Source organism: Sediminibacillus halophilus (genome assembly GCF_900103695.1).
Lineage (GTDB): Bacteria > Bacillota > Bacilli > Bacillales > Amphibacillaceae > Sediminibacillus > Sediminibacillus halophilus.
Window position 1 is genome coordinate 96,713 of the sequence record NZ_FNHF01000004.1, and the last position, 11,698, is coordinate 108,410.

Below are 11,698 nucleotides of genomic sequence, written 5' to 3' on the forward strand. Positions count from 1 at the left end.
GTTGAGTAACACGGGTGATTCTCCCTCAGGAAAAGTCGTCGAGGACTCTGTGGCTCTAAGCTTTGAAGGCTGTCTGAAATCCCGGCCCAGGGGATGAATTTATTATAAATTTATACTGAAAGAGGAGCTAAAATCATGACAAAATTAATTTTAAAATCTTCAAAACTAATCTCTTTAAATGATTCTGAAAATATCGATTTAGGAGAGTTGCATTTTGATATTTCACAATTCAAAGTTCCGTCAGCTATGGTAGTACAGAAAGATGATTTTACATCTAGAGTGGCAAAAGAGAGAAATGCAAATGGTGAGCTTGTAGAAACTGGAAAGTATAATATCACTTTCAAAGTCTATGACAGACCTTTTATTGAAATGGTTTTGGGGAATGGGAGTACAGAAGTTGGTTCACCTATCACTGTAGTAGTTGAGAATCAAGATAGTTTACCTATCTTTGATAAATTTGAAGATGGTGAATTTATTCCTATCACTTTTAAAGAGCTACATGTAAAACCACGAAAGGTTCAGAAAAAATCTTTTGTAGGTCAGGGAAAACCTATGGTAGATACATGGCAATATTCTGAGTTGAAAATTGAGGCAGTCAGTTATACTATTGGTGAATTCAATGAGCCGAAAGCTAAGTAATCATTGTTTAATTGATTACTTAAGATTTTCAATTCCAAATAGCGATTTTATAGTAGTAGCTGATGAGATCTTAGGAATCCCTATCTCCGAATTTTCTTCGGAGGTTAAGGGGTCACCTTACCCAACTTATGATGATTCTATCAGTTTTGCAAATATTAAACTTCATTCTTCTAAAAACCATAGTAGTATTCTCGTAGATATGGCAGGTCAAGCATGTCGACAATATGAAGAATATATGTCTAGGGTAGATGGGTGGCACTGGCATGGTTTCATTTCATTTATTTTAGATAGACAGGGTAAAATAACAAGAATTGACCTAGCTTTAGATATTTTTGATGATTCAACACCAAGCGTTAAAGTGTTACAAGACTATATAAAACGAGGGCAGTTGAGTACGAAAAGCCACAAATTTATTGAAATAAACAGTGGTAGAATTCTTGATGGAAAGTTGACAGGTTTTTCATTGTATATCGGCTCTTCTCCTCAAATATTAAGAATTTATGATAAGAAACAGGAGAGAAAAGATAATACGGATGAAATTATTAATGTCGAAAAATGGGTGAGATGGGAACTTGAATTGACTGATGGAAAAGCTATGCAAGTAGGTTTTCATATAGCTGGTGGAAAACCCTTAAATGTTATAGTAAAAGGAATTTTGTCAGCTCACTATTGTTTTAAAACTCAACCTAAGAAAGTTAGTGATTTCCATAATAAGAATAGGTTGCCAACTATGAGATGGTGGCAAAAATTTATTGATGGTATTGAAATGATACCTTTAAAAGTAACTCGTGACAAAATTACTTTAAAGAGAAAGAAAGGTTGGATTGAAAAATCTACTGTAAAATCTATCAGTATGGTTTATGAGTCATTTGCTAGAGTGTATGGGGAAGAATATGCCGAGCATTACTTGAAAGAGTTAATATTAATGGGGAAGGGAAAAATAACCGATTCTGATGAAACATTAATAGAGCAACGCATATTAGAACTTATGAGTGAGGATGAATACTAGCATGGAAGGGAGTGGAGGTAGTGGGTGCAACAATATGTAAAGATGATTTAATTAAGATAGGATATAAGAAATATCAAGCTATTTCATTAATACGGCAAGCAAAAGCAATTATGGTGCAAGAAGGTTGTCCTTATTATAATAATAAGAGGTTAGGGAGAGTTCCCACGCATGTTGTGGAGTCAATTTTAGGCGTTTCCCTAGTTTCCGAAACGGGTCAAATTAATGAAGCCTAAGACACAACGAAAAACGAAATATCCTGGTGTATACGTTGATTTGAATGGAAGTTATTTTTATCAAACGGAATTTGGAATTGACCGTGTCACGGGGAAAAGGGTTAGAAAAAAAGGTAGAAAAGATATAAATGGAAAGCCTTTTTCTTCTGCTTTTGAAGCAAATAAAGAATTGATAAGACTAAAAAGAGAGTTTCATAAAGTCAATAGCTATGCTAATTATAAAATGGCTTATGGCCAGTTTATGGATAAAGTTTATGAGCCCTATTATAAAACAGAAGTAGAAGAAAGTACTTTCTTAGCTAGGAAAACACCTTTGCAAATAATTAGGAATAGATTTGATTCCATTCCACTTCGAGATATCACTGTGGAAGATGTTCAGAATTTCCGAACATGGTTATTATCTAGCAAAGAGGATGGCGGTAATGGATATTCTCAATCCTATGCCAGTTTAGTTTTTGGCATATTGCGAAAGAGTTTAGATATAGCTGTAGAAATGCAGTATTTAGAATATAATATTTCCAAAAAAGTAAAGGCTATTGGTAAAGGTAAAGCTATTGTAGCATATTGGACTAAGGCAGAGTTTGAAAAAGTATTACAACAAATATATATTGGTGATTTCTATGAACATTTGAATTTTGTAATGCTATGGCTTTACTACATGACTGGTATTCGAGTGAATGAAGGAACTGCCTTATGGTGGAGTGATGTTGATTTAGAAAAAAGACGTTTAAGAGTTCATAATATGCTTATTTTAAAGAATAAACAAGACTGGAAAAGAAATTTTTATACGAAAACAGAAGATGGAAAAAGAACAATAGCTCTTGATAATGATACAGTGAAAGTTCTTAGAGAGTGGAAAAGAAGACAATCTGAAATAGGCATGGGTAGCGAAAATGATTTTATTTTTAGTTATGATGGATTACCTATGTTGAAATCGACTATTTCAAGGATTATTAAAAGATATGCTAAGCTAGCAAGTGTAAAAGAAATCCAAGCAAAAGGGTTAAGACATTCTCATGCCTCATATTTAATTAATGAATTTAATGTTTCCGTACTTGTGCTATCTCAAAGGATGGGACATAGTTCACCAGAAATAACACTAAAGCATTATTCTCACATGTGGGAAGGTGCCGATACAGTTATTGCTGATGAGATGGAAGGGAATATAAAGATCGAAACTGCAAAGGAAACACAAATAAAGTTTAATGGAAATCAAAATTTAAAAAAGTGAAGTATAAAGGTAAGCTAATATTAGCTGAAACACCTATCGAATACTGTTATTAAAATCCTTTTCATGGAATTGATAAACATTAAAGGAGACATTCGAATGGCAAATATTTTTTCTATTAGTGATATTCATGGATGTTACGAAGCTATGATTGATACATTAAGTTTAATTGATTTAGAATCTGACGAGAATAGTAAACTTCTTTTTTTAGGAGACTATATAAATAGAGGGAAGGATAGTTGTAGAGTTCTTTATCATATTAAAAATCTAGAAGAAAAATATCCTAATCAAGTAGTTGTATTAATTGGAAATCATGAGCAAATGTTTTTGGATTGGTATTGCAGTGAGGATGAATTTATATGGTTATCACAAGATCAACAACTATTGACTACAAAAAGTTTTTTTGAAACAGAACATTGGGAGTATTTTTTTAGAGAATTACAACATCTGGAACGTTTCACACCAAGAATGAGTAATTTTATTAAAGGTGAGATGAAGAAAGAACATACAGGGTTATTTAAATGGCTCCTATCAAAAAGTAAAGAATTCTTCTATGAAACTGAAATGCAAATTTATGTGCATGCTGGAGTGTGTGAAGCTGATTCTGAATTATGGAAGCATGCAACAGAACCTCATGAATTCACATGGAAATATCCGGCTGAAACAGGGTCATTTTATAAAGATATAATAGCAGGGCACGTTTCTACAGTTGATGTTACCAATGATAACAGTTATTTGGGTAAGGTATTTTGGGATGGACAGAGTCATTTTTTTATTGATGGAGAAACAATAGAAAGTAATATAGTTCCATTATTAAAATTTGATACTTGTACGGGTGTATACTCGAGTTATAATAAACTAACTAATGATTCTTGGGTTGAATATAAAATAGCGAAGAGGAGTGTTTAATTTGAGTAATATTGTTACCTATGAAACTTATTTACAAGCAATCGATAACTTAACATTTGAAGAATCTACGGATATTTATAACGAGATTATTAAATCAGCCAATACAAATGATCAAGAATTTCAAGAATTCTGGGAAGATATGATGGATAATGCTATTACTTATGCGAATACGCGAGCAAAATGGAGTATACAAACTTCAACTGAACGTAGAGAAGTAGATGAAAGAAGAACTAGGCAACACAATGGCTTTATGGCTAGTTTGAAATTAATCGCCTCATATATGAAAGAGCAAAATTGGAATGCTGCTTGGTTCGATCGGTTAGGAACAATTGAAAATGATAGAAAACGTTTTGGTGATTTTGCTTGTTATTTAGTTTTTATTAATTCTATAAATGCTAGATAATGAAATCAATACCCACCATTATCCCCACCAAAGTTGTAATTATGACAATGGATTGCTTTAATGATAAGGTTTTAAAGAGATAAGTTACAATAGAGTGGGAATAGAAGAACAAAACACGAACATTTCTATCATTTAACAATAAAAACATTCGTAAAACCTCTTGACGAAAATGTGGGACGTTAGTATGATAGTAAAGTAATTTTAAATAAATACTGATTGAAACAACCGTCGTATAATTTTGGGGATATGGCCCATGAGTTTCTACCGGACTACCGTAAATGGTCTGACTACGCTGGTGATTGACAGAGGATCTTTTGTTGTTGATTCCCATACACGTATGTCCGGTAGCGCTCTTGGTTTAGACCAGGAGCGCTTTTTTTCGTTGGAACAGTAATTCATTTGGTTATGTAGTTTTGGAAATAATTTACTGCGACGGATAAGGGGAGGAATAGAGAATGAAAAAATATTTTCGGTTCGAGGAACTTGGTACCAATTACCGGACGGAATTCATCGCCGGTCTGACCACTTTCTTGGGGATGGCGTATATTTTGTTTGTCAACCCGGCAACACTTGCCCTGGTGGGCGTTGAGGAACTGCCGGAAGGCGTGACACGAATTGATCAGGGAGCCGTATTTACCGCCACCGCACTGGCAGCGGCTGTCGGAACCCTTGTCATGGGTTTGTTTGCCAAGTATCCGATTGCGCTCGCTCCGGGGATGGGCTTAAATGCTTTCTTTGCATACACGGTCATCCTTGGCTATGGCATTCCGTGGGAAACAGCTTTAGCGGGCGTGCTTGCTTCCGGGCTGATTTTTATCGTTTTGACACTGACGGGACTGCGGGAAAGAATCATCAATGCCATTCCTGGCAATCTTAAAATGGCTGTTGGAGCTGGTATTGGCTTGTTTATCGCTTTTATTGGCTTTCAAAATTCAGGAATCGTCATCGGTGACCCGGACACCATGGTGGCCCTTGGAGATTTGACCGATCCGAACACGTTGCTGGCAGTATTCGGAGTTGTCGTAACAGTCATCTTGCTTGCTTCCAATGTGAAGGGCGGCGTATTTTACGGGATGATCATCACCGCGATTGCAGGTATGATTGTCGGATTGATCGACCCGCCATCTAGTGCTAGCGACGTCGTCGGGCCTGCTCCAAGCCTTGCGCCGACTTTCGGACAGGCTTTTGCCCATTTCGGTGATATCTTTACGATCCAGATGCTTGTCGTCATCCTGACATTTTTGTTCGTTGACTTTTTTGATACGGCTGGAACACTGGTGGCTGTTGCGACCAAAGCAGGTCTTATGAAGGACAACAAATTGCCGCGTGCAGGAAAAGCGTTGTTCTCTGACTCCGCAGCAACAGTTGTCGGAGCGACGCTTGGCACATCGACGACGACTTCTTATGTCGAGTCGACAACCGGCGTAAGTGCAGGAGGGAAAACAGGTTTCACTTCGGTGGTAACAGCCGCTTTCTTCTTGCTTGCGCTATTCTTCTCGCCGCTTTTGAGTATCGTGACGTCTGCAGTGACGGCGCCAGCTTTGATTATCGTTGGTGTCCTGATGTGCTCCACATTGAGGGACATTGAATGGGGCAGCTTTGAAATTGCCGTGCCGGCGTTTCTGACGATCATCATGATGCCGTTGACCTACAGCATCGCTACCGGAATTGCCATCGGTTTTGTCTTTTATCCAATCACGATGCTGGTAAAAGGGAAAGCAAAAGAAATCAATCCGGTTATGTATCTGCTGTTTGTCATTTTCATCTTGTACTTTATTTTCTTAAGCTAATGAAAAATGGTTGAAGGATAATATAGATTCGTAACAGAAATAATTTCAACATTTTACCGATTACGCAGTGGATAGAAACTGCGCAGTAACTCTCTTATTCTGATGATAGATGAGTGCAAAACCGCGCTGCGGCAGAACACTTCGCTTTCCATGGGCACGGCCTCAGCCTCCGCAGAAGCAAAGAACGCTTCTTTACGGGGTCTTCGGACGCGTGCTGTTCCCATAGGAGTCTTCGTGTTCTGCCTCCGCTGGTAGGGGTTCTCTGCGTTTTGGTAAGGGATTCCACATGTTAGACATATTTTAGTACTTCTTCAACTTTTATTCAAAAATCTATCTTAAGCGGCGGAAATTGCGACACTCCTGGGGGAAGAGCAGCTTCCGAAGACCCCGCAGGGAGCGCAATTTGCTCGCGAGGAGGCTGAGGTGCTGCCCCCGGAAAGGGAGTGATTTCCGCCGCGCTGGACTTACGCTCCGCTTCATTAGACCGAGTGTGAGCAATAAAAAATGAATTTTCATTACTGCGCAGTTTATATTAAACCGGCAAAGAAAGACCGAACGAGTTCGAAATGTAAAATTCGAATCATTGTTCGGTTTTCGCTTTACCCGCTGTGACATTTGTCCGTGCTCTTTTCTTCATTATTTTTCATACCGGTGGACTAGCGCTCAAGTTCAATAAGGAAGGGAGAGGAATGGTGGTAACAACACAAGGGTGTTGTTTAATTCGAACACAATCCTTTCTTGCATTCATCCCACTACTCCTCCATGTCGACAATCTCTAAACGAGTTTTCTTGTCGTCGTTTTTCATCAAACGATGAAGTCGGATGACCAGTAAGCCGCGCTGATAGGAGGCATCCACTTTTTCCCGGCGTACGGGGTAGGGTAGATCGATCTTCCGTTCAAAACTGCCATGCAAGATTTCCTCCCGGACGACCTGTCCCTCTGCCTCCTTCATATCGATGCTTCCTCGAATTTCCAAAGTCGCATGATGAACAAAAATATCGATATTTTTTAAATTACTGACTCCGGGAAGGCTGGCAATACAGACAACTTCTTTGTCTTTCTTGTACAAGTTTATCTGTGGAAGAGGCGGTTTCAAAACCCCTTCAAACTCATTCCAGAAGCTATCACCGAAAAAGTGATCCATATTCCGCTTCCATTCCCCCATGTTCCTAAATGGATCCACAACAATTCCCCCTTTTTTAGTTGTTTTAGCCAATTAAAATGCGATATATTGTATGCATGAAACAAAGATGGGTGAATGCCCCGTGTTTTTCAGTAATGTTTTAGGAGGAATTTAATGCTCGATAATGCAATCATCATGGTATCCATCATTTTGATTATCAATATTGTTTATGTTTCTTTTTCCACGATTCGTATGATTCTGACCCTGAAGGGCAGAAGATATATAGCTGCGATTGTCAGCATGTTTGAAATCACCATTTACGTATTAGGACTCGGTTTGGTGCTCGACAACCTGGATCAAATCGAAAATATTATCGCCTATGCACTTGGCTTCGGGATCGGCGTTGTCGTCGGTTCGATGATCGAAGAGAAACTCGCATTAGGCTATATAACCGTCAATGTGATCTCATCCGATCCAGAAATCGAATTTACGAAGCAGCTGCGCGACAAAGGATACGGTGTCACCAGCTGGTACGCTTACGGTATGGACGGCGACCGGCTCGCCATGCAAATTTTGACCCCGCGTAAGTACGAACTCCAGCTTTACGAAACCATTCGGCTGATCGATTCCAAAGCTTTTATCATCGCGTATGAACCGAAGCAGATCTATGGCGGATTCTGGGTGAAACAAGTCAGGAGGGGACGGATCAAAAGTGGCAAAAAAGAAGAAAAGCAAGAGCAGCAGGAAGCCATCCAGCACAACGAACAGTAAACGAAGGTTTGAACTGTTGGAGGGAGAGAGCATCGATCAGTGCCTGGATCGGATTGCCCGAGAAGGGTACACCCCGGTCAGAAGAACAGAGGAACCTATTTTCGAAGAGGTCAGCAAGAATGGAGAAACCAGCTATCAGCCGGTAGATCGAACAATTATATTCGAAGCTGTTCCTGTCAAACACGAACAATAAGGTTAATGGAAGAAGGATTGTTCGATTTTTGTTGACCATTTTTGTAAAGCTTGTTATCATAGAGATGCATTCGCAAACAAGGGCGGACTTTCGTGCCGCGTAAAGCATAATCAGCTGAATTTACCATACCTCATATAATTTTGGGAATAGGGCCCAATAGTCTCTACCCGTCACCGTAAATGACGGACTATGAGGGAGGATGTAACCCCCGTATACGCAGTATGTCGGTGGGTTTTATGGATGCATATATTACGGTAGACGTGTGCCCATTCATCTTCTCTCATGAAAGCGAGGAGGAGATGAATGGGCATTTTCATTTTTACATTCGCTAAGAAGCCAGCGATACATAATAAATAAGAAATGGGGAGAGTCTGCTATGGCAAAAGTAGGGGTTATCATGGGAAGTATCTCGGACTGGGAGACGATGGAGCACACTTGCAGCATGCTGGAAGAACTGGGGATCAGCTATGAGAAACAGGTTATTTCTGCCCACCGGACGCCGGATGACATGTTCGCCTACGCCGGATCGGCAAGAGATAAGGGCCTGAAAGTCATCATTGCCGGTGCCGGGGGTGCCGCCCATCTGCCTGGCATGGTAGCCGCAAAAACCACCCTGCCAGTCATTGGCGTTCCAATACAGTCGAAAGCGTTAGATGGCATGGACTCCCTGTTGTCTATCGTGCAAATGCCTGGCGGTGTGCCAGTCGCCACCGTGGCGATCGGTAAGGCGGGCGCTAAAAATGCCGGATTGCTTGCAGCGCAAATGATCGGGGCTTTTGATGAACAGGTGGCAGTCAGACTGGAAGCTTTTCAAGCAGATCAACGAAAAAAAGTTGCAGAAATGAGGGATCAACTTGCAGACAAGTAACGTTTTACCTGGCAGCACGATCGGAATTTTGGGGGGCGGTCAGCTTGGAAGAATGATGGCAACGACAGCCAAACACATGGGATACCGGATCGCCGTGCTGGATCCTACACCTGATTGCCCGGCCGCTCAGGTGAGCGACCATCATATTGTCGCAGCATATGACGATATGGAATCCATCAAGCAATTGGCAGAAATCAGTGATGTGGTGACATACGAATTTGAAAATGTAGATTTGGATGCAGCTCGCCACCTGGAAAAGGAAGGCGTGCTGCCGCAGGGGGCGGAACTGCTGCAAGTAACCCAGGACCGCGAAATGGAAAAGAGCCGTCTGGTAGAAAGCGGCCTGACAGTTCCTGCTTTTGCGATAATCGAGGAGAAGCAGCAGTTGACGGAGGCCGTGGCAAAGGTCGGCTTGCCTTTCGTTTTAAAAACCTGCCGCGGCGGTTACGATGGCAAAGGCCAAATGATCGCAAAATCGGAAGAGGACCTAGAAGATGCCGCACAGTTCATCGTTGATGGCGGCCGCTGTATTTTGGAAGAATGGATTCCTTTCGACAAAGAAATCTCGGTTGTTTTCACCCGCTCGGCAGATGGGGATATTACCTTTTTTCCTGTTGCTGAAAACGAACATAAAAACCACATTCTCCATAAAACAATCGCCCCGGCATCGGTTTCAGAAACTGTACGGGATAAGGCACTGGCTGCAGCGCAAACCGTAGCTGAAAGTCTTGCTGTTGTCGGCACCTTTGCAATCGAAATGTTCGTTGCCGGTGAACGGGTGCTGATTAATGAAATGGCTCCGAGACCGCATAACTCGGGTCACTTTACCATCGAAGCGTGCAACGTGTCACAGTTTGAACAGCATGTCCGTGCAGTTTGCGGCTTGCCGCTCGTGCCAGTGTGTTTCCACGGAGCAGCAGTCATGATGAACTTGCTTGGCGAAGAAATGACAGCCTGTCTCGACAATATTGACTCCTTTGCCGAGGGCCATTTGCATATTTACGGTAAAAAAGGTGTCAAGCCGAACCGGAAAATGGGACACATCACGTTTGTCGGCTCGCATCTGGCAGACTTAGTAAACAAATTAGAGGAAGAAACGGTGATCCATCAGTAGTTTTCAGGATTTGACGAATACTAAACATAATAGCCGATCACTGGTTCGTGAATATTCAGGAGGTAACGTATGATTAATCGATATACAAGAGAAGAAATGGGAGCAATTTGGACCGATGAAAATAAATACAAGGCCTGGCTGGAAGTGGAGATTCTCGCCTGTGAAGCTTGGAGTGAACTTGGCGTCATTCCGAAACAGGATGTGGAAAAGCTAAGGGCGAACGCTTCCTTTGATGTTGACAGGATTTTGGAAATCGAACAGGAAACACGCCATGACGTGGTTGCCTTTACAAGAGCTGTATCCGAATCGCTGGGGGAAGAACGGAAATGGGTCCATTACGGTCTGACTTCTACCGACGTTGTCGATACGGCATTATCTTATTTGCTGAAACAGGCCAATGACATTTTGCGCAGTGATATTCAGCGGTTCATCGATATTCTGGCAGCCAAAGCCCAGGAACATAAACACACGGTCATGATGGGAAGGACACATGGTGTCCATGCCGAACCGACAACATTCGGTTTGAAAATGGCGCTTTGGCATGAAGAGATGAAAAGGAATTTAGAGCGATTCGATGCTGCGGCGAAAACGATCGAGACTGGAAAGCTTTCTGGTGCTGTCGGTACTTATGCCAACATTGATCCGTTTGTTGAAAAATACGTTTGTGAAAAACTAGGACTCACACCGGCGTCTGTATCAACGCAAACCTTGCAGCGCGACCGGCATGCGCATTATGTATCGACGCTATCGTTGGTGGCTACGTCGATTGAGAAGTTCGCAGTGGAAATCCGCAACCTGCAAAAAACCGAAACTCGCGAGGTAGAGGAATTTTTCGCAAAAGGGCAAAAGGGTTCCTCAGCGATGCCGCATAAGCGTAATCCGATCGGTTCGGAAAACATGACTGGCATTGCCCGTGTGCTGCGTGGGCATATGGTGACAGCATACGAGAACGTTGCCCTTTGGCATGAACGGGATATTTCGCATTCATCAGCAGAGCGAATCATTCTTCCAGATGCCACGATTGCCTTGAATTACATGCTGAATCGTTTCGCGAACATAGTGAAAAACCTGACAGTATTCCCGGAAAACATGAAAGCCAACATCGATAAAACCTATGGCGTTATTTTTTCTCAAAGAGTGCTGCTTGCGTTGATCGACAAAGGCATGAGCCGTGAGGAAGCGTATGATCTGGTCCAGCCAAATGCGATGAAGGCCTGGGAAGAAGGTATTCCATTCCGCAGCCTGGTGGAACAGGAATCGAAAATCACCAGCTTGTTGAATGAAGGGGAAATCGCCGATTGTTTCGATTACACGTATCATTTGAAAAATGTGGACGGCATATTTGAACGTATCGGACTTTGAGGCTGTGCATGCGCTGAAACTATAATCCAGACAACCAAAAAGGAATGGATGGGGT

The 11,698-nt window shown here is 41.5% G+C and carries 13 protein-coding genes and 2 riboswitches; of the genes, 12 read left to right on the plus strand and 1 reads right to left on the minus strand.

Annotated features, from left to right (window positions below):
- The first annotated feature begins 135 nt into the window (after positions 1 to 135).
- The 7 genes from BLR82_RS14370 (at position 136) to BLR82_RS14400 (ending at position 6,211) form a co-directional block, all read left to right on the plus strand.
- Positions 136 to 639, plus strand: coding sequence for a peptidase (locus tag BLR82_RS14370; protein WP_074600174.1), 504 nt, complete (start codon positions 136 to 138; stop codon positions 637 to 639).
- The gene (locus BLR82_RS14375) at positions 620 to 1,648 is read left to right on the plus strand and encodes a replication initiation factor domain-containing protein (protein WP_074600175.1); all 1,029 of its coding nucleotides are present in this window, start codon (positions 620 to 622) and stop codon (positions 1,646 to 1,648) included. The genes BLR82_RS14370 and BLR82_RS14375 overlap by 20 nt, the downstream gene beginning before the upstream one ends.
- A gap of 20 nt (positions 1,649 to 1,668) precedes the next feature.
- Positions 1,669 to 1,881: a DUF3173 domain-containing protein gene (locus tag BLR82_RS14380; RefSeq protein ID WP_074600176.1), complete on the plus strand. Its 213-nt coding sequence runs from the start codon at positions 1,669 to 1,671 to the stop codon at positions 1,879 to 1,881.
- Complete coding sequence (locus BLR82_RS14385) at positions 1,871 to 3,112, plus strand: tyrosine-type recombinase/integrase (protein WP_074600177.1); 1,242 nt, start codon at positions 1,871 to 1,873, stop codon at positions 3,110 to 3,112. Before BLR82_RS14380 ends, BLR82_RS14385 begins: the two co-directional genes overlap by 11 nt.
- A gap of 96 nt (positions 3,113 to 3,208) precedes the next feature.
- On the plus strand, positions 3,209 to 4,018 hold the full coding sequence (locus BLR82_RS14390) for a metallophosphoesterase (RefSeq protein WP_074600178.1): 810 nt from the start codon (positions 3,209 to 3,211) through the stop codon (positions 4,016 to 4,018).
- A 1-nt stretch (position 4,019) separates the two neighbouring features.
- Entirely contained in the window at positions 4,020 to 4,421 is a 402-nt protein-coding gene (locus BLR82_RS14395; RefSeq protein ID WP_245693829.1) for a hypothetical protein, read from the plus strand.
- Positions 4,422 to 4,629: 208 nt separating this feature from the next.
- Positions 4,630 to 4,731, plus strand: a riboswitch (purine riboswitch).
- Between the two features lie 145 nt (positions 4,732 to 4,876).
- Positions 4,877 to 6,211, plus strand: coding sequence for an NCS2 family permease (locus tag BLR82_RS14400; protein ID WP_074600179.1), 1,335 nt, complete (start codon positions 4,877 to 4,879; stop codon positions 6,209 to 6,211).
- Positions 6,212 to 6,963: 752 nt separating this feature from the next.
- Here the strand turns inward: BLR82_RS14400 and BLR82_RS14405 are convergent.
- Complete coding sequence (locus BLR82_RS14405; RefSeq protein WP_074600180.1) at positions 6,964 to 7,395, minus strand: Hsp20/alpha crystallin family protein; 432 nt, start codon at positions 7,393 to 7,395, stop codon at positions 6,964 to 6,966.
- Positions 7,396 to 7,509: 114 nt separating this feature from the next.
- On the opposite strand from BLR82_RS14405, the gene BLR82_RS14410 reads away from it, so the two are divergent.
- From BLR82_RS14410 to purB, 5 genes are all read left to right on the plus strand, one after another.
- Positions 7,510 to 8,106, plus strand: a complete 597-nt coding sequence (locus tag BLR82_RS14410; RefSeq protein ID WP_074600181.1) for a DUF2179 domain-containing protein — start codon at positions 7,510 to 7,512, stop codon at positions 8,104 to 8,106.
- Complete coding sequence (locus BLR82_RS14415) at positions 8,048 to 8,299, plus strand: NETI motif-containing protein (RefSeq protein ID WP_083334874.1); 252 nt, start codon at positions 8,048 to 8,050, stop codon at positions 8,297 to 8,299. The genes BLR82_RS14410 and BLR82_RS14415 overlap by 59 nt, the downstream gene beginning before the upstream one ends.
- A 110-nt stretch (positions 8,300 to 8,409) precedes the next feature.
- A riboswitch (purine riboswitch) is annotated at positions 8,410 to 8,509 on the plus strand.
- A gap of 166 nt (positions 8,510 to 8,675) precedes the next feature.
- The gene (gene purE, locus BLR82_RS14420; protein WP_074600182.1) at positions 8,676 to 9,167 is read left to right on the plus strand and encodes a 5-(carboxyamino)imidazole ribonucleotide mutase; all 492 of its coding nucleotides are present in this window, start codon (positions 8,676 to 8,678) and stop codon (positions 9,165 to 9,167) included.
- The gene (gene purK / locus BLR82_RS14425) at positions 9,154 to 10,281 is read left to right on the plus strand and encodes a 5-(carboxyamino)imidazole ribonucleotide synthase (RefSeq protein ID WP_074600183.1); all 1,128 of its coding nucleotides are present in this window, start codon (positions 9,154 to 9,156) and stop codon (positions 10,279 to 10,281) included. The genes purE and purK overlap by 14 nt, the downstream gene beginning before the upstream one ends.
- 69 nt (positions 10,282 to 10,350) lie before the next feature.
- Positions 10,351 to 11,643 carry an adenylosuccinate lyase gene (gene purB / locus BLR82_RS14430; protein WP_074600184.1) on the plus strand — a complete coding sequence of 431 codons (1,293 nt, stop codon included), beginning with the start codon at positions 10,351 to 10,353 and terminating at the stop codon, positions 11,641 to 11,643.
- The last annotated feature ends 55 nt before the right edge of the window (positions 11,644 to 11,698 follow it).